General features: G+C 65.9%; 24 protein-coding genes and 1 tRNA gene. 9 read left to right on the top strand and 16 right to left on the bottom strand.

Annotated elements, in window-relative coordinates; genetic code table 11:
* Nucleotides 1–40 precede the first annotated feature (40 nt).
* Nucleotides 41–1,414: an ATP-binding protein gene (locus ACTWPT_RS52260; RefSeq protein ID WP_443185033.1), complete on the top strand. Its 1,374-nt coding sequence runs from the start codon at nt 41–43 to the stop codon at nt 1,412–1,414.
* Between the two features lie 183 nt (nt 1,415–1,597).
* Here ACTWPT_RS52260 and ACTWPT_RS52255 read toward each other — a convergent pair whose 3' ends face one another.
* Both ACTWPT_RS52255 and ACTWPT_RS52250 read right to left on the bottom strand, forming a co-directional pair.
* On the bottom strand, nt 1,598–2,644 hold the full coding sequence (locus ACTWPT_RS52255) for a S66 family peptidase (protein ID WP_443185032.1): 1,047 nt from the start codon (nt 2,642–2,644) through the stop codon (nt 1,598–1,600).
* Nucleotides 2,645–3,048: 404 nt separating this feature from the next.
* A complete protein-coding gene (locus tag ACTWPT_RS52250; protein ID WP_443185031.1) occupies nt 3,049–4,836 on the bottom strand; it encodes a bifunctional metallophosphatase/5'-nucleotidase in 1,788 nt (595 codons plus the stop codon).
* A gap of 107 nt (nt 4,837–4,943) precedes the next feature.
* Between ACTWPT_RS52250 and mshD the strand changes: the two genes are divergently transcribed.
* Nucleotides 4,944–5,846, top strand: coding sequence for a mycothiol synthase (mshD, locus tag ACTWPT_RS52245; protein WP_443185030.1), 903 nt, complete (start codon nt 4,944–4,946; stop codon nt 5,844–5,846).
* A gap of 3 nt (nt 5,847–5,849) precedes the next feature.
* Here the strand turns inward: mshD and ACTWPT_RS52240 are convergent, their stop codons facing one another.
* From ACTWPT_RS52240 to dcd, 3 genes are all read right to left on the bottom strand, one after another.
* Nucleotides 5,850–6,854, bottom strand: coding sequence for an inorganic phosphate transporter (locus ACTWPT_RS52240; protein WP_443185029.1), 1,005 nt, complete (start codon nt 6,852–6,854; stop codon nt 5,850–5,852).
* Between the two features lie 5 nt (nt 6,855–6,859).
* Complete coding sequence (locus tag ACTWPT_RS52235) at nt 6,860–7,477, bottom strand: DUF47 domain-containing protein (protein WP_443185028.1); 618 nt, start codon at nt 7,475–7,477, stop codon at nt 6,860–6,862.
* 250 nt (nt 7,478–7,727) lie between these two features.
* Complete coding sequence (gene dcd / locus ACTWPT_RS52230; protein WP_443185027.1) at nt 7,728–8,417, bottom strand: dCTP deaminase; 690 nt, start codon at nt 8,415–8,417, stop codon at nt 7,728–7,730.
* Here dcd and ACTWPT_RS52225 point away from each other — a divergent pair.
* Nucleotides 8,403–8,473, top strand: a tRNA-Gly gene (locus ACTWPT_RS52225). The two genes, dcd and ACTWPT_RS52225, sit on opposite strands and share 15 nt — an antisense overlap.
* 106 nt (nt 8,474–8,579) lie before the next feature.
* Here ACTWPT_RS52225 and ACTWPT_RS52220 read toward each other — a convergent pair.
* The 9 genes from ACTWPT_RS52220 to ACTWPT_RS52180 form a co-directional block, all read right to left on the bottom strand.
* Entirely contained in the window at nt 8,580–9,923 is a 1,344-nt protein-coding gene (locus ACTWPT_RS52220; protein ID WP_305914887.1) for a tyrosine-type recombinase/integrase, read from the bottom strand.
* Nucleotides 9,923–10,129 carry a helix-turn-helix domain-containing protein gene (locus ACTWPT_RS52215; protein ID WP_225271124.1) on the bottom strand — a complete coding sequence of 69 codons (207 nt, stop codon included), beginning with the start codon at nt 10,127–10,129 and terminating at the stop codon, nt 9,923–9,925. The genes ACTWPT_RS52220 and ACTWPT_RS52215 overlap by 1 nt, the downstream gene beginning before the upstream one ends.
* A gap of 12 nt (nt 10,130–10,141) precedes the next feature.
* Nucleotides 10,142–11,671: a replication initiator gene (locus ACTWPT_RS52210; RefSeq protein WP_443185086.1), complete on the bottom strand. Its 1,530-nt coding sequence runs from the start codon at nt 11,669–11,671 to the stop codon at nt 10,142–10,144.
* 176 nt (nt 11,672–11,847) lie between these two features.
* A complete protein-coding gene (locus tag ACTWPT_RS52205) occupies nt 11,848–13,257 on the bottom strand; it encodes an FtsK/SpoIIIE domain-containing protein (RefSeq protein ID WP_305914888.1) in 1,410 nt (469 codons plus the stop codon).
* 88 nt (nt 13,258–13,345) lie between these two features.
* Nucleotides 13,346–13,648 carry a hypothetical protein gene (locus ACTWPT_RS52200; protein ID WP_443185026.1) on the bottom strand — a complete coding sequence of 101 codons (303 nt, stop codon included), beginning with the start codon at nt 13,646–13,648 and terminating at the stop codon, nt 13,346–13,348.
* Nucleotides 13,645–13,920, bottom strand: a complete 276-nt coding sequence (locus tag ACTWPT_RS52195) for a hypothetical protein (RefSeq protein ID WP_443185025.1) — start codon at nt 13,918–13,920, stop codon at nt 13,645–13,647. Before ACTWPT_RS52195 ends, ACTWPT_RS52200 begins: the two co-directional genes overlap by 4 nt.
* On the bottom strand, nt 13,920–14,333 hold the full coding sequence (locus ACTWPT_RS52190; RefSeq protein WP_305914891.1) for a plasmid replication, integration and excision activator: 414 nt from the start codon (nt 14,331–14,333) through the stop codon (nt 13,920–13,922). Before ACTWPT_RS52190 ends, ACTWPT_RS52195 begins: the two co-directional genes overlap by 1 nt.
* Before the next feature lie 506 nt (nt 14,334–14,839).
* A complete protein-coding gene (locus ACTWPT_RS52185) occupies nt 14,840–15,571 on the bottom strand; it encodes a GntR family transcriptional regulator (protein WP_443185024.1) in 732 nt (243 codons plus the stop codon).
* 185 nt (nt 15,572–15,756) lie between these two features.
* Nucleotides 15,757–16,047 carry a hypothetical protein gene (locus tag ACTWPT_RS52180; RefSeq protein WP_305914892.1) on the bottom strand — a complete coding sequence of 97 codons (291 nt, stop codon included), beginning with the start codon at nt 16,045–16,047 and terminating at the stop codon, nt 15,757–15,759.
* Nucleotides 16,048–16,365: 318 nt separating this feature from the next.
* On the opposite strand from ACTWPT_RS52180, the gene ACTWPT_RS52175 reads away from it, so the two are divergent.
* Both ACTWPT_RS52175 and ACTWPT_RS52170 read left to right on the top strand, forming a co-directional pair.
* Complete coding sequence (locus tag ACTWPT_RS52175) at nt 16,366–17,238, top strand: DUF5919 domain-containing protein (RefSeq protein ID WP_327585928.1); 873 nt, start codon at nt 16,366–16,368, stop codon at nt 17,236–17,238.
* Nucleotides 17,235–18,059, top strand: a complete 825-nt coding sequence (locus ACTWPT_RS52170; protein ID WP_327585927.1) for an inositol monophosphatase family protein — start codon at nt 17,235–17,237, stop codon at nt 18,057–18,059. The genes ACTWPT_RS52175 and ACTWPT_RS52170 overlap by 4 nt, the downstream gene beginning before the upstream one ends.
* A gap of 627 nt (nt 18,060–18,686) precedes the next feature.
* Here the strand turns inward: ACTWPT_RS52170 and ACTWPT_RS52165 are convergent.
* A complete protein-coding gene (locus tag ACTWPT_RS52165) occupies nt 18,687–19,025 on the bottom strand; it encodes a hypothetical protein (protein WP_305914895.1) in 339 nt (112 codons plus the stop codon).
* Nucleotides 19,026–19,674: 649 nt separating this feature from the next.
* Between ACTWPT_RS52165 and ACTWPT_RS52160 the strand changes: the two genes are divergently transcribed.
* Both ACTWPT_RS52160 and ACTWPT_RS52155 read left to right on the top strand, forming a co-directional pair.
* Entirely contained in the window at nt 19,675–19,905 is a 231-nt protein-coding gene (locus ACTWPT_RS52160; RefSeq protein ID WP_103961631.1) for a DUF433 domain-containing protein, read from the top strand.
* Entirely contained in the window at nt 19,902–20,270 is a 369-nt protein-coding gene (locus ACTWPT_RS52155) for a DUF5615 family PIN-like protein (RefSeq protein WP_188195486.1), read from the top strand. The genes ACTWPT_RS52160 and ACTWPT_RS52155 overlap by 4 nt, the downstream gene beginning before the upstream one ends.
* A 291-nt stretch (nt 20,271–20,561) precedes the next feature.
* Here the strand turns inward: ACTWPT_RS52155 and ACTWPT_RS52150 are convergent, their stop codons facing one another.
* Nucleotides 20,562–20,729 carry a hypothetical protein gene (locus tag ACTWPT_RS52150; protein ID WP_443185023.1) on the bottom strand — a complete coding sequence of 56 codons (168 nt, stop codon included), beginning with the start codon at nt 20,727–20,729 and terminating at the stop codon, nt 20,562–20,564.
* 581 nt (nt 20,730–21,310) lie between these two features.
* Between ACTWPT_RS52150 and ACTWPT_RS52145 the strand changes: the two genes are divergently transcribed.
* Nucleotides 21,311–21,631: a hypothetical protein gene (locus ACTWPT_RS52145; protein ID WP_443185022.1), complete on the top strand. Its 321-nt coding sequence runs from the start codon at nt 21,311–21,313 to the stop codon at nt 21,629–21,631.
* 102 nt (nt 21,632–21,733) lie between these two features.
* On the top strand, nt 21,734–21,985 hold the full coding sequence (locus ACTWPT_RS52140) for a hypothetical protein (RefSeq protein WP_443185021.1): 252 nt from the start codon (nt 21,734–21,736) through the stop codon (nt 21,983–21,985).
* The last annotated feature ends 123 nt before the right edge of the window (nt 21,986–22,108 follow it).

The following is a 22,108-nucleotide window of genomic DNA, read 5'->3' as shown; positions in this document are numbered from 1 at the left end:
TACCTGGGTAAGTGTCACAGACAGTGAGTACGGGGGTTGGATGGCGACGAGGTTCTTTCCGCGTTCGATCCGGGCGCGCCTGACCACGATCGCGACCTTGGTCGCGGCGGTGGTCTTCACCGCCACGTCCACGATCACCCTCGCCACCGTGCCGAGCAGCCTGCACGGCCTGGTCTACACCCGGGAGGAGCTGGCGGTGCGCAGGGTCGCCAACGACGCTCGCGACGGTCAGGTCCCGGCCCAGCTCGAGACGATGTCGAAGGTACACCTCCTGCAGGTGGTCTCCCAGAAGGGAGAGGTCCTGGCCGCCACTCCCGACCTCCGCGGCGACCCGCCGCTCCTGAGGACCAGACGGGGGGACCAGCCCGGAAAGATCTACGTGACCGAGCAGATGTTGCCGTCGGCCCTGGGCGAGGAGGAAGGGGAATACCTCGTCATGGTCATGCCCGTGCGCACACCCGAGGGCGTCGTCACCGTTTACGGCGCCGTCTCGCTCCAGGAGGTCAACCAGTCCCTGACCTGGCTCTATCTGCTGGTCTTCCTCGGCGCCCCGCTGGTCTTGCTCATGGTCGCGGGCACGACGTGGGCGGTGGTCGGGTTCGCGCTGCGCCCTGTCGAGCGCATCCGCGCCGAAATGGCCGAGATCACCGGTCAGGACCTCAGCAGGCGCGTGCCCGTACCCGACACCGGCGACGAGATCACCAGCCTCGCCGCTACCACGAACGACACCCTCGACCGCCTTGAACGCTCCGCGGAGACCCAGCGCCGCTTCGTCGCCGACGCCTCGCACGAACTCCGCAGCCCCATCTCGGCCCTGCGCGCCCAGCTCGAGTTCGCCAACGCCTATCCGGAGGAAACGGACTGGGCGGCCACCGGCGCCCGCGCCCTGGACGCTGCCGACCGCCTCACCTACATCATCGAGGAGCTGCTGATGCTGGCCAAGCTGGACGCCGGCGCGGTCCTGCAGCGCCGCGTGGTGGACATGTGCCACATGGCAGCAGAGCAGGTACGCCGCCGCGTGCGGTCCAGGGTGCCCATCATTCTCGCCCCCTGCCACCCGGCCCCCGTCCACGGCTCGCCCGTGCAGCTCGACCGCCTCCTGACGAACCTCCTCGACAACGCCACCCGGCACGCCGCCACCAGGATCGACCTCTCGGTCGCGATCGAGGACGACAAGGTGATCGTCACGGTGACGGACGACGGCGAAGGCATCCCGCCGGAGGACAGGGAGCGGGTCTTCGAACGATTCACCCGCCTGGAGAGCGCCCGTGTGAAGGAGATGGGCGGCAGCGGCCTCGGCCTGCCTCTGTCCCGCGAAATCGCCACCGCCCACGGCGGCTCACTCACCATCGCCGAGCACACGCCCGGCGCCCGCTTCGTGGCCGTGCTCCCGCTGTACGAGGGAGGGCCGTAGACTCCGCCGAGTGGACCTGCGGAACTCTCCGACGAGATCGAATCCGTGTCGAGCCGGTATGCGCGGTCGCTCGGGATCGAGCGGGACGACATCTGGTTCCTGCTGAAGCTCCAGGAGACGGTCGGCGAGCTGACGCAGGCGTTTCTGCTGCGCACCGGCGAGCCAGGACCACGGGGCGACGGGTCAGTAGGAGACCGTGATCCTGCGCGCGGGGCCGTCGAGGCGGATCCGCCCACCGTACGGGATCACCAGTTTCGGGTCGGTGTGCCCGAAGTCGACGTCGAAGACGATCAGCGCGTCGTCGTTGTACTCGGCGAACGCACGCAGCACCGCCTCCCGCTGGTCACGCGCATACGCGACCCGCTGTTCGGGAGTGGTGCGGCGCTCGAGCGACCACCCTCGGGCACGCCCGACCATGACGCCGCCGAACCGCCGCAGCAGCCCACGCTCGCCCATGCAGCGCAGGATGCGGTAAACCTCCGTGGCGCTCGGCATCTTCTCCGAGGTCTCGAAGAACAGTACCCCGCCCTCGTGCTCCTCGGCCGGCCGGATCGCGCGGCCGGCCATCAGCAGCCACGACACGATCTCCAGGCAGCCGCCCCAGCTCACGCCCTCGACGACCCGGCCCGCGTTGTGCCAGGTCCAGCCGTCCGGGCACGGCGTCATCGCCGGCTCGCTCGCGAACGTCTCGGGCTCGTCCCACGGCCGGTCCACGTCGGTGTAGGCGGTGGCCGGCCGCAACTCGTACGGGCCGCTGGTGAACAGCGCGGCACGCAGCGACTCCGCGGTGAGCGGATGCATGGCCCCCGCCCGGCCGAACTCGGTCATGACCGCGCCGCCGTGGTACCCGACGATTCCGAGGTCCCACAGGAAGGCCAGCAGGTTGGTGGCGTCGCTGTAGCCGAAGAACGGCTTCGGATGGGCCTTCAACAGGTCGCGGTCGAGATGGGCCAGCACGGTGATCTGGTCGTCGCCGCCGATGCTGCTGATCACGGCGGCGATGTCCGGGTCGGCGAAGGCGGCATGGAGGTCCCTGGCGCGCTCGGCCGGCGACGACCCCATCCTGCGGGTCGTCGGATACTCCACGGGGATCAGTCCGAAGTCGTCACGCAACCGCTGGAGCCCCAGCTCGTACGGCATCGGGAAGATCTCCGGCAGCCCGGCGGACGGCGACACGACCGCCACCCGATCACTGGGCTTCGGCTTGCCGGGGTAGACGGGGATATGCATGAAGGTATCTTCACGGATCCCACCAATGGTGGCCATCGGGTTTCCCCGAGTCTGGCCACAGGCGGGGCGGCATACGCCCTGGTCGCAGAGAATGCGGACATCGTTCTGATTCTCCTGCGCCGGCCCGCGCACAAGGGTCACACTGGTCCCTGCGGCCACGCACGTGCTCTCTTCCGTCCTCGGACGATGCCCCTCCAAGGAACACGTGCTGGCCGTCGCCGTTTGCGGACGACCCCGGGCATGTGGCGCGGGCCGAGGCGATCCCGCCGTCAGGTGTCACTCACCACGAAGCCACCCTGGTCATGCCGGGATCACCGGCAGACACGAATCGAACTCCGTCAAGGGCCCGCCGCCGCGTCGCCTTTGGCGGCGGGCCCATCGGAGGTCGAGGAGCGAGAGGGCGGTCAGTCGATCACGGTGATGCGGTTGGTGGCGGGCGGTGCGGTGGGGCGGTTGGCGCCGAGGTAGTCGACGAAGGCGTCGATGTCCAGCGGCCCGCTCCACAGCTCCGTCCCGTCCCGGAAGGCGACGAACGCGTCACCGCCGCCCACCAGGAAGTTGTTCGCCGCGACCCGGATGGTCTGCGTGTCCGTCACCGGCACCCCGTCGATCTTCATGTCCGACACCTTTGAGCCCCACGCGGCGCTCCGGCTGTAGGTGTAGGTGAAGTTGGCCGAGGGCTGCAGGATCTTGGTGAACGCCTGGTTGTTGGGCCCGCCGGTGAACTGCTGCTCGAGCAGCGTCTTCAGCTGAGCGCCGGTCAGGGTCACGACCTGCATGAGGTTGTTGAACGGCTGCGTGGTGAACGCCTCGCCGTACGTCACCACGCCGTCGCCCTCGTTCACCGGCGAGGTCGCGTACGTCAGCGGGGCGCGCACGCCACCCGGGTTCATGAAGGCGATCTGGGCGTTGCCGCCCGTCTTGGTGGCGGCCAGCTGGGCGTCGGCGATGAGGTTGCCGAGCGCGGACTCGCCGGAGGGCACGGCCGTGTTGGTGATGTCGGTGGTGATCGTGCCGACCGCCTTGTTGGCGACGGGGGCGACGCGATCCTTCCACGTCTGCACAAAGGCTGAAATTTCGGGATCGGGGGCGACCGTCCGTGTGACGACGTGGTTGTCCGCCACGACCGAGGCCCGTTCGATGTCCCGGGTCCGGACGTCGACATTCATGTCCACCTGCGTGATGACCCGGCCGAACGAGCCCCCCTGCGAGTAGACGCGATCGTTGCCCGCCGGGTCCTTGACCTTGCACAGGTACGCCTGGTGCGAGTGCCCGCTGAGCACGAGGTCGACCTCGGCGTCCGCCTGCGTGGCGATGCGGTTGCCCAGCCCAGGGATGGCGCTGCAGGCGTCCGGCGACTGGCCGGCGTTCACCTGGTCGCCCTCGTGCACGAGCACGACCTGCGCCTTCACGCCCACCAGCTTGAGGATCTTGGAGGCGACATTCGCGGCCTTGACCTCGTCCACGAACTTGAGGTCCTTGATGCCCTCCGTCGTGACGATGCTCGGCGTCGTCTGCGTGACCAGCCCGATGAAGCCGATCGGCACGCCGTTCATCCATTTGACGCTGACCGGCGGCAGCGCGGGCACGCCCCAGTCGGCCAGCAGCTTCTTGACCTCTGTCCGCTTGGCACCGAGCGCGGCGAGCGCGTCCGTCTTCTCGTTGGGGTTCTTGAACAGCACGTTCGCGCCGACGTAGTCGAACTTGGCGCCCTTCCACTCGCCGGCCGGCGAGCAGCCGTCGACCGGGTGGCAGCCGCCGTCCATGATGCGGCGCAGCTCGGCGTACCCCTCGTCGAACTCGTGGTTACCTACCGCGGCCACCTTGAGTCCCAGCTTGTCCATGAACTCGATGGACGGCTCGTCATGGTAGGCCGCCGAGATCAGCGGCGTCGCCCCGATGAGGTCACCCTGGGCCACTGCGATGGTGTTCTGGTCGGCCAGGGCCTTCATGTGCGCGGCAACGTAGGCCGCGCCGCCGGCGTCGACGGTCTGGCCGTGCTCGTCCACCATGCGTCCGGAGGACCCGGTGGGAGGCTCGAGGTGACCGTGGAAGTCGTTGAGTGCGAGTAGCCGTACGGGAACCGTACGCGGCGGGGCCTTGCTCGCGCCCGCCGGGAGGGTGGCGAGCAGGACCGCCCCCGACGCGACGGCTCCGGCGAGCGCCAGCCGGAGTAAGGAACGAGACGTCATGGCCTTAGACGTTAAGGCTGGAAGCTATGTGCCCAATGTCGCAAAGGTAACGATTTGTCAGGGAGTTACATGGCGTTATTTGCCAGTCGTACGCCTAAAGTTCTCGTGTGAGCGCGCATGTGAAGATCAGGGAACGGCTGGACGATTCAGAGATCGCCGAGGTGCTCGGCCTGGTGGCGGCGGCGACGGAGGCCGACGGCGTCCGCCCGCTCAACGAGCACGTGATGCTCCACCTGAGGTACGGCGGCGACCCCCAGGCGCGCTCGCTCCTGCTGTACGGCGACGCTCTGGCGGGCTATGCCCACGTCGATCCGACGGACGAGGTCGAGGGCCCGAGCGCCGAGCTGGTCATCCACCCGGCACACCGCCACCAGGGCCACGGCGCCCGCCTGCTGCGATCCGTGCTCGACCTGACCGATGGCCGGCTGCGCTTGTGGGCGCACGGCGACCATCCGGGCGCCGGTGCGCTGGCGGCGCAATTCGGCCTCGAACGCGTCCGCTCGCTCTGGCAGATGCGCCGCTCCCTGTTCGCCCCTCTGGAGGCGTTCGTGCTCCCGGAGGGGGTGCGGGTGCGGGCATTCAGGCCCGGACAGGACGAGGAGGCCTGGCTCAAGGTCAACGCCGCGGCCTTCGCCCATCACCCCGAGCAGGGCGCGTGGACGATCGAGGACCTGCTGCGGCGCGAGCGGGAGCCCTGGTTCGACCCGGAGGGCTTCTTCCTGGCGTTCCGCGGCGACAAGCTGGTCGGCTTCCACTGGACGAAGATCCACGGCTCGTCCGAGCATGGCCACGAGCCGCTCGGCGAGGTGTACGTGGTCGGCGTCGACCCCTCGCAGCAGGGCACCGGCCTGGGCAGGGCGCTCACCCTGGCCGGCCTGAGCCACCTGCGCGCCCGCGGCCTCGCCCAAGCGATGCTGTATGTGGACGAGGCCAACACGGCGGCGATCAGGTTGTACGAGTCCCTGGGCTTCGCCCGCTGGGACGTGGACGTGATGTACGCGATCGCGTAGCGGCTATTCGATGATCGCGTGAAGCAGGAAGTAGGAGACTGCGGCCACCGCGGCGGCGGCCGGGATGGTCAGGATCCAGGCGGTGATGATGTTGCCCGCCACGCCCCACCGCACGGCACTGAGCCGCTTGGTCGCGCCCACGCCCATGATCGCCGAAGTGATCGTGTGCGTGGTCGAGATCGGCGCACCGAACCCGATGGCGGCCGCGTACAGGACGGTCGCCGCCGCCGACTCGGCTGCGAACCCCTGGGGCGGGTCGAGCGCGATGATGCGCCGCCCCAGCGTGCGCATGATGCGCCAGCCGCCCGCGTACGTGCCGAGGGAGATCGCACCCGCGGCGGCCAGGATGACCCACTGCGGGATGGGATCGTCCGGCGCGGCGAAGCCGCCGACGGTGAGGGCCAGGAAGATCACACCCATCGTCTTCTGCGCGTCCTGCAGGCCGTGCCCGAGCGCCATGGCGGCGGCCGAGACGGTCTGCGAGTAGCGGAAGCCGCGGTTGGTCTTGCCCGGCTGGCGGTTGCGGAAGATCCAGTAGATTGCGATCATGATCGCGGCGGCGAGACTGAACCCGACCAACGGCGAGAGGATCATCGGGATGACGACCTTCTCGAGGACGCCGTCCCAATGCACCACGCTGGCCGAGGCCAGGGCGGAGCCCACCAGGCCGCCGATGAGCGCGTGGCTGGAGGAGGAGGGCAGGCCGAAATACCAGGTGATCAGGTTCCAGGTGATCGCACCGATGAGCGCCGCAGCCACGATGACCAGGCCGTGTGAGCCGTCCGGCGCGTCGATGATGCCCTTGCCGACCGTCGAGGCGACCTGGGTGCCCAGGTGGGCGCCGATGAAGTTCATGGCCGCGGCCATGAACAACGCGGCCCTGGGGGTGAGGGCCCGGGTCGAGACGGAGGTCGCGATGGCGTTCGCCGCGTCGTGGAACCCGTTGGTGTAGTCGAAGATCAGAGCGACGACGACCACGCCGATGACGAGGGCGAGCGAGAGGTCCACTGCGCCTAGCTTTCCTTGACCGCGATCGACTCGACAGTGTTGGCCACATGCTCGAAGGCGTCGGCCGCCTCCTCGAGAGCGTCGACGACCTCCTTCATCTTCATGACCGTGAGGGCGTCGTACTCGCCGCTGAACAGCTTGGCCAGGAGCCTCCTGTAGACCTGGTCGCCCTGGTTCTCCAGGCGGTTGACCTCGATCCAGTATTCGTTGAGGTTCTTCATCGACCGCAGCCGCGGCATGGCCTCGGCCGTCAGCTCGGCGGCTCGCTCCAGCACCTCGACCTGCCTGACCACGTCCTTGGGCAGGTGGTCGAGCTGGTACAGGAAGATGAGGTCGGAAGCGGCCTCCATGGCGTCCATCACGTCGTCGAGGTTGGAGGCGAGGCGGTAGATGTCCTCGCGGTCGAACGGAGTGATGAAGCTCTCGTTGAGCCGGTTCATGATCGCATGGGTGCGTTCGTCACCGGCGTGCTCGCAAGCGCGCATCTTTTCGGCCAGGGCCTCTCGGTCCGAGCCCTCGCTGATGATCTCCACCAGCAAGCGCGATGCTGTGACCAGGTTGTTCGCCGAGTCGGCGAACAGGTCGTAGTAGCTGTCCTCACGTGGCGTGAGACGCAGGCGCACGTCGTTCTCCAGCTGTGCGGGGATGGTCCGTGGAAGAGGGTATGGCCTACCAGGCGAAATGCGAACTTCATGTCTCCTTCGCCTAATGGCTACCCGCCGTATGTTGCGCAACACCGAGTTTGCGGGTAGTTCTGGCCACTTTTCCTGCTCGCGCCCCTTTTCGCCACCCCGTACGCGTCCACTGGGCGCCCGAAACCCGTCGGCCAATCAACCCAATGTTCCCTTTTTGTTCACCTCCTGTTCATCTTGTTCATATCTTCGTACGGTGAAAGTTCCGGAATGACCTGGACGGGGTGGGCCCCCGCTGGCCTTGATAGCGCGACCCGTACTTGGCGGATCCGTACGGGTGCTCGGCCGGCGAGCTGAGCTTGAAGACGCACAACTGCCCGATCTTCATGCCCGGCCACAACTTGATCGGCAACGTCGCCACGTTCGACAGCTCCAGCGTCACATGCCCGCTGAACCCTGGATCAATGAACCCGGCCGTCGAATGCGTCAACAACCCGAGCCGCCCCAGCGAACTCTTCCCCTCCAGCCGCGACGCCAGATCATCAGACAACGTGATCACCTCGTACGTGGAGGCCAGCACGAACTCACCCGGATGCAGGATGAACGGATCGTCGCCGTCAGGCTCCACCATCCGCGTCAGATCCGGCTGCTCCACGGACGGGTCGATGTGCGGGTACCGATGGTTCTCAAACACCCGAAAGAACCGGTCGAGCCGCACATCGATGCTTGAGGGCTGGATCATGTCCCGATCGAAGGGGTCGAGCGAGAGCCGGCCGGAGTTGATCTCGGCAAGGATGTCGCGGTCAGATAGCAGCACGGAGAGCAACCTACCGTCCGGGTGGAAACTGTGCGGGCTCGGGATTGCTGTTGTGGGGCAAGTTTCCGCTACAGTGGGTGGCGCGACTTCGGGTCGTGCGCGGGTGTAGTTCAATGGCAGAACATCAGCTTCCCAAGCTGACAGCGCGGGTTCGATTCCCGTCACCCGCTCTCAGCCAGAAAGCCCAGGTAGACCGATGGATTCGGTACCTGGGCTTCGTTGTTTTCTAGAGCTTTTGATCTCCGCGTGCCATTAGCGTGCCATTAGGGCTCGTGGTCATCCGGCGGGGACCAGCAGGCCGGGCGGGTCGTCGTCGTCCTCGTCGCGTGCCCGTTCGTGCCCGATCAGATGCTTGTCGATGGCTTCGGTGATCAGTTTGTCGGCTCCCCGGACGGCGTGCTGATAGATCATCGCGGCGCGGACGTTGTCGTGTCCCATGCGTGCCATGAGGTCCTTGAGGCCCGCGCCCGAGTCCGCTGCGATCATGTTTCCCGTGTGACGGAGATCATGGAAGTGCAGCCCCGGGACGCCGATCGCCCGTACGGCCTCTATCCAGCCGGACAGCTTGTTGAACCCGCTCCGGCGCATGGGGCTGCCCTTGACTCCGGTGAAGACCAGAGATCCGGCTTCGGGCTTCACGTAGAGCCGCAGGTGCTCTCGTAGGGCTGGGATGATCGCCTGCGGGATACCCACGATACGCTTGCCAGCCTTGGACTTGGGCGGACCAAGAACCAGCTCGCCAGTGGAGCGTTCCACATAGGCCAGGCGCACCCGGACCGTACCCGCGTCGAGGTCGAGGTCTGCTCGGGTCAGCGCGGTGATCTCGCCCCATCGCAGGCTCGCGAAGGTGGCCAGGAGCACGAAGGCCCTGTACCGCCGATCGTGCGTGCTGTCGGCCTGCCCGGTGTCGATCATCCGCCACAGCGCCCGCTCGGCTTCCGCTCGCGTCGGGAAGACCTCCGGATACGTCCGCATCTCCCCATGCCGCTGGAACCGGATGCGGTGCCCCTCACCTCTCTTGAGCCCTCGAATGCTGCCCACCGGGCGGCGCCCGACCTTGTCCGCCAGCTCGAAGACCTGCCCCACGGACAGGACCGGTCGCTCTTCGGCGTGCTCGTCGCCGGCCCCGCGGATCCTGCACGGGTTGCGGGAGATGATCCGGTCGTCCTCGGCCGCCGTCATGAGCACGGCGCGGAGGAGCCGGTACGCCTTGGCCGCCATGCTCACCGAGACGCCCTTGCCGAGCAGATCCGCCCGCCACTGCCGGATCATCGCCGTGGAGAGCTTGCCGAGCGAGACGTTGCCGAGATACGGCGTGATGTGCTTCTTGAGCAGCCAGCGATAGAGGTCGATCGTCCTCGGCCGGAGCCCAGGACGCTGGTCGATCCAGGTTGCCGAATACTCCGCGAGCTTGACTTTGGCCCGCTCGGGGTCGGTCCACGTCCCAGCGAGGATCTTTCCCTCGATCAGGGTCAGCGCCCGGTCTGCGTCGCCCTTGCGCTCGTAGGTCTCCTCACCAGTTCTGATGCGCCCGTCCGGTCCGGGGTAGCGGATCTGGAAGCGTCCCGAGGGCAGCTTGCGGATGTTGCCGAAACGGCGGTGGTTGTCCTTGTTGGCCATCAGGCGGCCCTCCCCGTTGCGTCGAAGGTCGTCATGGGCGCGACGGTCCCGGCGACGACGAAGGCGATCAGTGCGGACTCTCGGATGCGGACGTGCCGCCCGACCTTGACGAACTCGATCCGGCGTTCGGCGATCAGTCGGCGGACGAAGCGAACCGAGGTGCTGAGCAGTTCGGCCGCTTCCGGGACGGTGAACAGTTGGTCCAAGATCTCCTCCTCTCAGGCTGCCTGCGGAGTTGCCGAAAGTTCTTCGAGGCGTCTCAGGTGGGCGCGCCATCGCTGCCGTTCGGCGATGGACCTGAGGAGCCGGACGCCGATCGGAGCGACCTCGGGATCGCCCGGCCTGACCGGTTGCCAGACGTAGCGGTGTGGGTCGGTGGGTTCGTCGGCCTGGCCGAGCGCTTCCAGGACCCAGGTGCGGCGGTCCTGCTTGTGTTCGGCGAGCGTCTTGTTGCTCCACTTCCGGGAGACGAGGACCCGGCGACCGGCGTAGCCGAGGTGTTCGGGCTTGTGAGCCTTGGACCGGCAGCGGCCGGGAACCATCCCCGGCTTGGCGTTCTTGGGCTGAACGCCGTACCGGAGCCAGTTCGGGCAGGTCGGTGAGCACGGCTCGTAGCGGAGGGCATCGACGAAGCGGGCCGCGTGCTCCCGCTGAGCCTGACCGTCCAGGGTCTCGCCGAGGCTCTTCGTCAGGTACTTGGACAGGTACCGGATGCACTGATCGGCGTCCGGCGACCCGGCGAGCACGCCCTTGACGTCCACCTGATCGCCGAAGCGGATCACGTGCATGGGCTCGTCGTCGAGCTGGTCGAGTGCTTCGTCCCAGGTGCGTAGGACCTCGCCCGTCTCTGGGTCCACGTAGCCGTCGTTCCAGATGGGCAGGTGGTCACCCTCGAAACGGACTTCATCCGCCTGAGGCCACCAGACCTGGTGATAGGTCGCCGCCGCGATCTGCTTCATCTCGGCGCGCGGCAGGGTGCCCCGGACGGCCATGTGCAGATGCGGAGCGAGCCGCTTCTGAGGTTCCACCGTGGCGAAGTACTGCACGTCATAGCCAGCGACCCGGCGAAGGTTCTGCACGAACCGATCCACGAGCTTGGAGAAGTGCAGCGCGTCACGGGCCGCCCGAACGTAGTCGTACGTGTCCGGATCGACGGGGGAGCCGTTCATGACCTTGCCGTAGCTCGGCAGGGTGAGCGTGACGAACAGAGAAGGCCGGTAGGTCCTGCCGTCTGACGCCTCGAAGGTCCGCCCCAGAGTCGTGCTGGCCATCTTCCGCTTCGGCAGGTCAGGCGCGTCCTGGCGGCGCTTGGTGGAGCGGACGCGCTTGGACCCTGTACGACCGAGCACGTTGCCGCGCATCCCGGCCTCGTTGATCTCGATGTCGAGCCCGGTGAGCACGGCGTCCAAGTCGGAGGTGTCGCCGCCGGCCCTTTCCTCCTCGTCGCGCTTGGCCTGCATGTCGGCCCGGAACTCGACAAGCCAGCGCTGCCCATCGGTCGCCTCGTCGGGCGTGATGATCGGCTCCTCATCGAGGTGCCATCCCTCCCGGCACTGCGCCATCCGGAGCCGCCGGTTGCGCTTGGCGCACGGAGGACACTTGCTCTCCAGCGGTGAGCCGCACGGGACATCGACGATCTCTGACTTGCCGGTCGTCATGTCGAGCCGCTTGAGCGCCACGGGACGGATGCAGACGCCGTGAAGCTTGGCGATCTCCTCGGCCACGTCGCGGGCGAGCGGTTGAGCCATGCGGATGGCTCGCGGAGTCTTGCGGTCGTTCAACGGACCTCCTCCAACCTCGGGGAACGTGAGCGCGATCTGTCCGCACTCGGAGCACTCGACCAGGCCGCGCATCGCGTCGAGCCAGAGAACATTCAAAGCACGGCACGAAGCGCAGCAGAGGCCGTCGAGGAAGTGAGCCAGTGTCATCGGACCTCACCGACCATCGCGCGGATGTCGTCGTCGGAGACGTACGCGGCCCGTACGCGGATCGGATCGGGACTGGTCTCCAGCCGGACGTATCCGACGCCCGCGCCCCGTTCTGGACGAGGGGAGATGCGGTCGGCCAGCGCGCCGCGATCCCTTGCCCCGTCACCGAGCACCATGTCCACCTGCTCCGACTCATCGAGCCGCAGAGCGATCTTGTCCGGGAAGAGGTTGCGGATGTTCATGACCTCCTTGCGAGGGTCCTGGAGAGCCGCCAGGACGCCGACGCCGACCGCGCGGCCTTGAGTGGTCAGCGTGGCCAGGGCAGCCGAGATGCGTTGCCTGAGCTGCCTGTCGGACTGGTAGGCGGTCAGGAACGCCACCTCATCGACCACGACCAGGACGAACGGGTCGTCGAGAGTGGGTGTGTGTGATCGTTGAACCCCGGCGAAACGAGCCGCACGCTTCTGCATGACGCTCACGGCCTCGTCGAGCAGGTCAGCGCAGTCAGCGGGATCCGCCGCGTACCGGCCGCCGAAGAGGGCCCTGCCGTACGACAGCTCCATCAGCTTCGGGTCGAGCGCCCAGATCTCGACCAGGCCCGCATGCAGGGCTGGCATGAGGCCACGAATCGCTGACCAGATGATCGAGCCCTTGCCCGCCCCAGTGGCACCGGCGACGAGGACATGAGTCCCGTGCAGCCGGAGGAGCCACGGCGAGCCGTCCTCTTGCCTGCCGATCTCGACCGGCCCGACAGTCGGTGTGTCTGGGACGGGAAGCGCGGCTATCGGCGTGGCCAGCGGATCGTGACGCGGGAAGGTCAGCACGAGCTGACCGGCCCTGGCCACCGCGACACGGCAGCTCTCCGACCCGAAGCCGTGGGACAGGTTCTCGATCCTGTCGGACCAGTCCTTGACCGCTTGGCCGTCGAGCATGCGGACGGTGAGCCGATCGGCCCAGGAGTCGGAGGTGACCTTGACCAGCCGCGGGATGTACTCCCGTCCGCGTATGTGCCGGGCCAGCCCGGCGACGGTCATGACCGGCTGCCAGTGTCGCCGATAGATCCAGAACCAGCGTGCGAAGGCGACCAGCCGCCAGCCGATCCACCGCGCGAACGTCGGCCTGTCGAGGATCGCCCAGGCGCCCATGGCCACGAGAGCGGGAACGACGAGCAGCAGCGCGACGCGCCAGCCGTACACGAGGCAGAGCCCAGCAGGAACGGCGATCGCCGCCAGCGCGACGGGATGCCGCCAGACAAGACGGAAGAGGCCGGCTACGAACCGGGCGATGAAGATGACCAGAGTGATGATGGCCGGGGTCTGCACCACGGCCGGTTTGAAGACCACCGCTGTGTCAGGGGTGGTCGAGACGATGCGGTGCGGCTCGTCGCCGGGCATCCTCTTGAACATTAGGGTGAAGTCCTTCCATGCATGTCGCGTGTGTGCGGAAGACCGAGGGGCCGCCGGAAGTTGCCGCTTCCTGCGGCCCCGCTGAGCATCAGGCCGCCTCGCCGTCGGTGGCCTTGCCTGACTCGCCGGAGTGCAGCCGCTCGCAGTCAGCCAGATAGCGAGCGGCGGCGTTGAAGATCCCGCGAGCAACGGTCAGGTCGTTATCGGTCACCGGTCCCGACGTCGAGACGGTCACCGAGGCGTCCTGGGTGTCGAGGTCGAAGCAGGGCTTGCCGTTCTCCCCGAGCCAGGCACGCGCCCGCAGCTCCGCCGAGCAGAAGGCGATGCTGAACCGCGACGGCTGACCGGGACGTAGGGAGACGGTGACGTAGGTGTACGGGCTGAGCGTCATCGACCCGCCACCCCCAGACCGTTCGGGAGGCCGTGGAACATGCGCTCCACCGCTCTGGCGAACATGGCGGCCTCTCGCGCCAGAGTCCGAGCGAACTCGACGTCGTCGAGGGTGACGTGATCGTTGGCCGACGTGGTGACGAGCACCTGCGTACCGCCGAAGACGAGCCCCAGGACCGGCGACCGCTGCGGGTACGGATGGTTCCGTGCGTCAGCGCCCTGACCGACCTTGAGCGCGATCGTGCTGACCGGACGGGCCTTCCGCCGCCCCATCACGCTGCGTCCTTGGTAGCGGTCGTCGCCCTACCAGCCGGACGAGGAGCGCGCATCTCGCGAACCTTGATCGAGTACGCCAGCCTTCCGGCCTGGTTGACGTACGGGGTGGCGGTCATCTGGTCGAACTCGACCGGCGTGAACGGCAGCCCGGCCATAGGAGCCGGAGGAACCGGCTGAGTCGGGCTGAGCAGCTTGACGGAGACGGTCTTCTGAGCCGCCTTGAGCGTCGGGTCGGCATCCATGACGCTGACCTGCCAGACGAGCTCTCCGCTCTGCTTGTCGCGGGTCTGGACGAAGCGCCCGTTGGTCGAGGCATCGAAGTCCTTGACGGGCTCGACGTCGCCCACGATGTAGCAGCCGTGCGGGAAGACCATGTCGAACGTGACGGGGATGGGACCTTGCAGTGCCATGAGGCTTGCTCCTAGCTTGTCGTCTTGTCGCTAACTCGTCTTGTCGAGTTGTCATGAAAGTACCCGCAGGTCAGGGACTTGACAACACGAGTTAGCGGGATTTCTTCAAGATCTTTTAGGGGGCCATGACAAATCCATCCATAAGCCATTGCGGCATAGCGGATGGATCGGTTTAAATGACGATCAACTCCACGTGATCTCCAAAGCTCGTGCGGGGACCATGTGGCAGTCGCGCCGATATGGGACCGTGCAAGGAGTGCGAGATCTCGAAATTACGGTACGACCTCAATCATGCCCGCGACATGTCGCTCAAGAGTGAGCCCGACGATGAAGCCATGAGGCCGCCGCCTGGCGGTCGTGGGGTAGATATCGTCAAGATCAAAGCCCGTGCCCGACAACTGGCTAGACGTAGGCTGACGAATCAGGAAGAAAAATCCCAAAGATGGAGAATCGCCCTTATTCGGGCTGAGTGCAGCGAGCAGGAGCGCCGCAGAAATGGGCTCTGACTAGAGCGAGTAAGAGTCCTCTAGCTCGTGAAGGTCCCCGGGGAGCACCAGATCCACGACGAGTACGGGCCGTCCTCCGCCATTGAACACGCTCGCCAGAACACCGAGAACGGGCGCGCTCTTGCGAATCTCCATGAGCTTGGCCTCGTCGGTTGAAGGGTGCCTTGCGCTCAGTCGTTCGACGACGTGTTGGAGCTTGAGGCCCTTGCTCGCTCGCAGATGTTCCCTGATGCCGGCACTAAGGGGCTGCGCGTCGCCGAGCTGCGTCCCCTCGGCCCGTTGAGCCGGACACCACACGGTGAACAGATCCGTGGGTCGCTCATCATCACGGAAGAGGACGCGGCGCCGTACGACCGTGGACCCCTCCGGCACGTCCAACAGCTTGGCGATTGCCGCACTGGCTGCCAATGATCCGGCGTCGATGACCGTGCTGTTCTCGTCGGCTTCCACACGGTCCAGGACGGCGCGGCCCGGACGGGGGTGCTGGCTGGACGCGCCCGGCGGAGCCGCCTTCACGAAGGAGCCCTTGCCATGTTCCCGCTCGATGACGCCGCGGAGCTGGAGAACCTGGAGTGCGCGGACGACCGTTGGGCGGCTCACCTTGAAGTCTCGAACAAGCTGCGTCTCGGAGGGCAGCAGAGAGCCGGGCGGATAGGTCCCGTCCGCGATCTTTTGCCTGATCGTCTGCACGATCTGGGCGTACTTCGGGGGCGCGAACTCTTCAGACGACATGACGACCACCCAACAACTCGACTTGTCGTAAAGCCTAGTTCGAGTTGGACGGCCTGTCTCCCCCTCAACTACAGGAAGCGTACGAACTGGTGGAGGAACCATCTGACTGCGCTACAGACAGCCCCTCCACCAGCACCAAGACGCGACGGAATGGCACCCCTGTACTCGCCAACCGCCGCGCCCGCCTATCGAGCCTCGCCATTGAGGAGGGCAATCCAGGCGTCCTGTGCCTCCTTGGATCGCCAGCGATACGTCTCGTGAATCTGCTGCACCACTCCATCGAGACGCGTAGTCCGACGGATGTAGACAAGGCCACCCTCGCGACACCGTTCGTAGATGATGTCCTCGCACTCGCAGGTGAACTCGATCACGCGCGGCGGACCCTGCTCGCGGACCACCTCCCGCCAGACCAGGCGCATGCAGTCTGGCCGAAGCGGACCAACGTGAGGCGCAAAGCAGCCGACGTAGACGTTCACAGCAACGCACCCGCCCGTCCGGTCCCGCTGCACCGCCAGCAGTCATCGCGGTGTCGGTCATCAGGAGCGGCGTCGCCTGAGTTGTTCTCGGCCACCACCACGGCCCGGCGGAGGCTGACGTACTTCCAGCCTCGCCCTGAGCAGGAGTTACACGGCGCAGTCATGCAACGAGGATTGCCGGAGGACCTGTCACGTCTCGATCGCTCCCGAGTACCGTCTGTAATCGACTCGTCTCTTTTCGTCTCCTCTTTGTCTCGTCCGAGACCGTCTCTGTCGCTAACCTGGGCTCATATGGCACCCCAGTCCGAGGCGCGGATCATGACTGACCAGCCGATCCTGTTGAAGACTCTCCTGACGCAACGCCACTGGCAGACCTACAGCACGTTCTGTAAGGAGTACGACAAGGCGGCCAAGAAGGTGGACCCGTCGTTGCAGGGCGGTTGGCCGAGCCGGGCACAGCTCCACCGATGGCTGAACGGGGAACTCAAGGGCTTGCCGTACTCGGGCCACTGCCGCGTCTTGGAAGCGATGTTCCCGGGCAGGTCGGCGAGCGAATTGTTCTCCACAACCGCCCCGGCGATTCCGGCGCAGCGGATAGAGCCGGAGCCAGCCAGAAGCGGCGGCCTCGACGCCGCAACCTGCTCCATGCCGCAGATGGCCGACGTAACGGCGGTATTCAGCAGCCGCTCGGCCTTCTCCTCCGCATATCCGGCATCCACGATGTTCGACGACGCGAAGGAAATCAGCGCAGCAGGCCTGTCGCTCAACATCCTCTGCCAGAGCTACCCCGATCATCAGCTCAGGCGTCTGCTGGACTCCGGTACGCTCATCCGCTGTCTCTTCCTCGACCCGAAGGGACAGGCCATCCGCGCCCGCGAAGCAGAAGAGGGCTACACCGACAGCACCCTGACGACCCTCACGGCGCTCAACATCAGCATGCTGACCAGGCTGCGCGCTCGGCTCGACACCACGTCCGCCCAACGCCTTGAACTTCACGTCTACGACGAGACGATCCGATTCAATCTGATCATCGTGGACCGGGCGTTGTGCGTGGTCCAGCCGTACTTGCCGCAGGCACGCGGAGTCGATTCACCAACCTTTGTGATCAAGGACAACACCGCCGCAGAGGGGCTGTTCCCCATCTTCGACCAGGTGTTCAGGGATATGTGGGAGCGGAGCAAACCCGTATGACCATCGACGCCAGGACTCTTCTCCCCATCGCTGAGCGGGCCGTGTCGATCGCCAGCGAGATCATCCGCACCAAGGCTCCCGGCGTTGTCACCGCCAAAGGCGATCGGGACATGGCGACGGAGGTGGACTACGCCGTAGAACATGCCGTACGGGAGTTCCTGGCCCGCGAGACACCTGAGATCGGCTTCCTCGGCGAGGAGGAAGGCGTTAGCCACCCGGGCGACAGCCTGATGTGGGCGCTGGACCCCGTGGACGGAACGGCCAACTTCCTGCACGGCATCCCGCTCTGCGGTGTCTCCCTCGGGCTGATCGACAAGGACACGCCCGCACTCGGAGTGATCGACCTGCCGTTCCTCAACCTTCGCTACTCGGCGGCCGAGAATGTTGGCGCTACCGCCAACGGATCTGCCATCCAGGTAAGTGACGCCCGCGAGTTGCAGACCGCGATCGTGGCGATCGGTGACTATGCCGTGGGGGAGAACGCCGACGAGCGAAACCGGCCACGGCTTGCCCTGACCCAAGAACTCGCTGCTCGTGTCCAGCGCATCCGGATGTTCGGCTCAGCCGCGATCGATCTCGCCTGGGTGGCAGACGGCAGGATCGATGCCAACATCATGCTCAGCAACAACCCGTGGGACACCGCAGCAGGAGTCGCCATCGCCCGAGAAGCCGGAGCGACTGTGGTCGATCTCGACGGCAGCCCGCACAGCATGAACGCTCACGCGACCATCGCAGCAAGCCCCAAACTCGTGGCAGACCTCGTGGAACTCATCGCCGAGGCCCGCAAGGCCGTGGTGCTCGATCGGAACATTGCCGAATAGTTCTTGTAGGTATCAAGCGGCGGCGCGCCGCGCCGCCGTACAGCGGCCCGTCGCTTGCCCGCCGCCCGGGCATGCGGCCTGGGGGCCGGTCCCGGGCGGCAGCAGCACGGACCGCCACGCCGATCGTGGCGCCCGCCGTACTGAGCAAGCTCACCGACCCCAGCGTCACGCCGCCGCACGAATGCAGCCCTACGATCGCCACGCGTGGGCTGGCCTCAGGTAGTGGCTGGGGGCGATCGACGATCCGGTGCTTCGTTCCTCAGCACCGGCTCACCGGATAGCGGTGTCCTCAGGTCGCGAAGCCAAGCATGTGGCTGCTGACTCGGTCGTGTCGTCGTAGGTAGACAGCGAGACAGCGGATCGTCTGTGCGCCCTTTCGGGATTTGACTGCTGCCCATACTCTGTGCCCTAGCAAGAACGATCATGCATCGAAAGCGGGAAACCCATGCATACCTGGGTCAGCACCGCAGGAGGTCCGCTGGGGCCTGTGTTGAGTCGTGATCATTGGAGGCTGCGCATCCAGATCACTGCTCCTCGCAGGTGGAGGCCAGCAAGATCGCTCTCGGGCATCTTGTCGTAGCGGCTCGCGATGCCGTGCCACGCCTTCAGCCCAGGACGCGGAACAGCTCAGCAGCCGTACCACCCGGCGTAGGCGTCCCACTTGCCGTTCTTGGTGAATTCTGCGCTCTTGCCCTTGTTGATCGTGGTGCACTTCGAGTCGGGCATAAAGGCCCCCCTCCAGTCCACCTTGAGCTTCTTCTTGCTGGCGCAGTTGTTCGTGATCTTCACCCAGTGGTGATAGTACTTTCCGAAGGCGGTCTCCTCGTAGAAGGTCCTCCCATGCTGGACATTGACGCAGGAGGGCGCGGCGTTGGCCGCCGGAGCGGCGGCGGCCGGTGTGGCGACAGTCATGGTGAGCACAGCTGCCGCCAGAGCTGCGGCTCGGATGAAGGCACGGGAATCCATCGTTCTCCTTGGGGATATCGCGGCGATTTTGGATGCTGCCGGTTGGGCAGCAAGAAACGCCCGCCACATGCGGGTTGTTGACACGGCCAACGCTAGCGAGGGGCGGTATATCGCGGGTATGGCAGTGATTCGGGCAAGGCCAGGCCGGATACCCGCTTCGTCGACCTCGACCACGCTCAACCGCTACACGCACGCGTCGCCCGAGGGTCTGTAGTGCCGAGTCAACAATCGCCTCTGGAGTGGATCTCCAGCTCAGGGAGGGGGAAGTGCTCAAGATCGGCGGGTCCTAATGGGGCCGAGGCGGGCGGGGTGCGCGCAGTGCGTTTCAATCCCAGGTCGGAGAGCTGATCCTCGTGCCAGATGCGTGCCAGAACGAACGGCAGGTCAAGGTCATTCAGGGCCACTCACGGCCACTCGTCGCGGTCTGACCAGGACCCCCGTTCTCCCCGCTCAGGACACCAAGATCAGTAGCCGGTTCCCAAGCTGACAGCGCGGGTTCGATTCCCGTCACCCGCTCCACAGAAAGCTCAGCCAGGCCTCTGGCACTGGCCGGTTTCCTTGATCTTCCTCATCTCTCTTCATGTCGCCGTGGTATCGCGGTCGCTAGCACAGGTGCGAGCTGGCAGTATCGAGATGGAGGGGAGACACCATGAACTTCGATCGGATCACTGTCGAGCCCGACAAGCTCGAAGGCAAACCGACCATCCGAGGGCTGCGGATCACCGTGGAGACGGTGGTACGGCTCGTCGCGGCTGGATGGACCTTCGATGAGATCTTGTCGGACTACCCCGACCTCGAACGCGAGGACATCAAGCAGGGGCTGGAATACGCAGCGGCCTCCACGAACGTCCACTTCTACCGCCTCCGAGAGCCGGCGTGAACTTCCTGATTGATGAGAACCTCTCACCGCGCGTCGCTGAACTGCTGGCGAAGGCCGGTCACGATGCGGTGCACGTGCGCGATCTCCAAGCGACGAGTGCGCCGGACTCCACGATCATGGCCCTTGCCATGGCGGACGACCGGGTCATCGTCTCGGCGGATACAGACTTCGGCGCGCTTTTGGCTCAGGCCCGTACCACCAAGCCCTCGGTCATGCTTGTGCGGGAGATCCTTGAGCTTCGACCGCCTGAGCTGGTGAATATCATCCTTAACCACCTTGATGTCCTCGACCCTCACCTGTCTACGGGTGCGATCGTGGCCTTTGCCCCCGCAGGCATCAGAGTGCGAGCGCTCCCGCTCCGTTGAACAAAGAGCATTTGACCGCCGTGCCATTAGCGTGCCATTAAGCGCGGTGACGAGGGGTCAACCACGGTCACTCACGGCCGGCCTCAGTCGCAGGTCAGCGCGTCCACAAGCCAAGATCCCTGCAATTCCCAAGCTGACAGCGCGGGTTCGATTCCCGTCACCCGCTCTCACTGTGAAAGCCCAGGTAGACCGGTGGATTCGGCACCTGGGCTTTGATCTTGTAGGGCCTGGATTCCACTCGCGTGCCAGATTCGTGCCAGATCAGTTGATCTTGCGGGCCATTACGGGCCATTAGCCGACCGGCACGAGCGCCCCCGCTTCACCGTCGTCCCCCTCATCCTCCTTGGGCTTGAGGCCTTCCCCGACGATCTCGCCGAGCGCGTCGGCGATCGCTCGATCCCGGTCGACCGCGTAGTGGTGCCCGGGACATGCCGACCCCGTCAGCCTGCGGCATCGCACCTGAGGGGGCGGCTCGTGAGTTGATGTCCCTCTGATCGCTTGAGCTGCATGAGGATGGCCGGTCACGGGCCCGTTGCCGGGCTACGGACGCGGCTGAGTGACCAATCCCGGCTCAGCCTCCACCAGAATGCCTGCGATAGTAGTCGAGCGCCGCGCTGTGCGGGAGGCAGGCCGTGGGGCAGCAAATTCCACTGGCAGCCGGTCCGGCTCTGGTGCGGCAGCGCCTTGCCCTGGTGACCGCTGACCGAGGGGTGGGCGGACTTCCCATGTCGCGATCATCGACTCGATCAACGCCTATCGCTCATCAGATGAGTTGCTCGCGTACTGCTTGCGCTCACTCATCCGGCTATCCCAGCAGATCCACGCTCACCAGTCGGTCATAACGCTACAGATTCAGTCGATCACACTACGGCATCACGGGTGCCAGCTCGCCAACCGGCCTCCGATAGTGGACGAAGCCGAAATCACGTCATCGAGCGATCCAAGTCACAGGCCAAGACCGGTCGAGGTTCGACATACCACGTCTATACCGACCTCTGCTGAACTCGGCTCCTGCAAGGTTCTCATGACAGAGGAGTAACATGCGGAAGCTCACGGCGACGCCTGCCCTCGCGATAGGCGCATTCGTGCTGGTCGGCCCCAGTCCGGCATACGCCGCCAACACCTGCAAGGCACTCATCAAGATCAAGCAAGGCCCGCCGGACAGCGCCTCGGCCGCGTGCACCGGAAGCCAGGGGCAATTCCGGATCCGTATCGGCTGCGTCTCCAACCCGTCAGACCTCGGAACCCTGGACTTCTACTGGGGCTCATGGGTGGGGTCGGCAAGGGTGTCAGCGAAGAGCTACTCAAGCCAGCGCCCCTACATTCTGCGCACAGCCGTCGAGCGTTCCGCCCGATCGTGACCATAGGGACCGGCATGACAGAAGTCGATTCCGCCTGATGGGCATCGCCAGCAAGCCTCGACAAAAGATCATGAAGCACGCAGCAGAGAGGACCACACAGTCGTGGACACCAAGCCCAGCCAGCTTCGCACCGCGGCAAAGCTTGCCGTCGCCGGGGTCGTCACCAGCGCCGCCGCACATGTCCTGGTCCTACTGGCCACCGGACCGCTCGGCGCCGAAGTCGTCATCGTGATCGCCGGGACACTGCTCGGCATCCTCGGCTACCTCGTCGGCGCCGGCTTCCTGCTCGCCGCCGCCATCTTCGGTTGCGTCCACCTGCGGCAAACATACGGCAGGAGGTGGCCATGGTTCTGAGAGGGCGGTCCGCGGGTCTATGCCCCTGATGTCGTAGTGTGATCGAGTGAATCTGTAGCGTTATGCCTAGCTGGTGGGCGTGGGTGTGCTGAGATGGCCGGGTGAGTGAGCGCAAGCCGTACG

The sequence above is a fragment of the Nonomuraea sp. 3N208 genome, from assembly GCF_052245935.1.
Taxonomy (GTDB): Bacteria; Actinomycetota; Actinomycetes; order Streptosporangiales; family Streptosporangiaceae; genus Nonomuraea.
The sequence above is the reverse complement of the archived record's forward strand: the minus strand, read 5'-3'. Positions and strand labels throughout refer to the sequence as shown.

Coding starts and splice junctions, on each gene's coding strand:
- ACTWPT_RS52250 (WP_443185031.1), bottom strand. CDS start 4,836: ATGACGTCTCGTTCCTTACTCCGGCTGGCGCTCGCCGGAGCCGTCGCG.
- ACTWPT_RS52175 (WP_327585928.1), top strand. CDS start 16,366: ATGACTGACCAGCCGATCCTGTTGAAGACTCTCCTGACGCAACGCCAC.
- ACTWPT_RS52165 (WP_305914895.1), bottom strand. CDS start 19,025: ATGGATTCCCGTGCCTTCATCCGAGCCGCAGCTCTGGCGGCAGCTGTG.
- ACTWPT_RS52185 (WP_443185024.1), bottom strand. CDS start 15,571: ATGTCGTCTGAAGAGTTCGCGCCCCCGAAGTACGCCCAGATCGTGCAG.
- ACTWPT_RS52200 (WP_443185026.1), bottom strand. CDS start 13,648: ATGACGCTCAGCCCGTACACCTACGTCACCGTCTCCCTACGTCCCGGT.
- ACTWPT_RS52145 (WP_443185022.1), top strand. CDS start 21,311: ATGCGGAAGCTCACGGCGACGCCTGCCCTCGCGATAGGCGCATTCGTG.
- ACTWPT_RS52210 (WP_443185086.1), bottom strand. CDS start 11,671: ATGGCTCAACCGCTCGCCCGCGACGTGGCCGAGGAGATCGCCAAGCTT.
- ACTWPT_RS52195 (WP_443185025.1), bottom strand. CDS start 13,920: ATGGGGCGGCGGAAGGCCCGTCCGGTCAGCACGATCGCGCTCAAGGTC.
- ACTWPT_RS52255 (WP_443185032.1), bottom strand. CDS start 2,644: ATGCATATCCCCGTCTACCCCGGCAAGCCGAAGCCCAGTGATCGGGTG.
- ACTWPT_RS52205 (WP_305914888.1), bottom strand. CDS start 13,257: ATGTTCAAGAGGATGCCCGGCGACGAGCCGCACCGCATCGTCTCGACC.
- ACTWPT_RS52260 (WP_443185033.1), top strand. CDS start 41: ATGGCGACGAGGTTCTTTCCGCGTTCGATCCGGGCGCGCCTGACCACG.
- ACTWPT_RS52190 (WP_305914891.1), bottom strand. CDS start 14,333: ATGGCACTGCAAGGTCCCATCCCCGTCACGTTCGACATGGTCTTCCCG.
- ACTWPT_RS52220 (WP_305914887.1), bottom strand. CDS start 9,923: ATGGCCAACAAGGACAACCACCGCCGTTTCGGCAACATCCGCAAGCTG.
- ACTWPT_RS52170 (WP_327585927.1), top strand. CDS start 17,235: ATGACCATCGACGCCAGGACTCTTCTCCCCATCGCTGAGCGGGCCGTG.
- ACTWPT_RS52160 (WP_103961631.1), top strand. CDS start 19,675: ATGAACTTCGATCGGATCACTGTCGAGCCCGACAAGCTCGAAGGCAAA.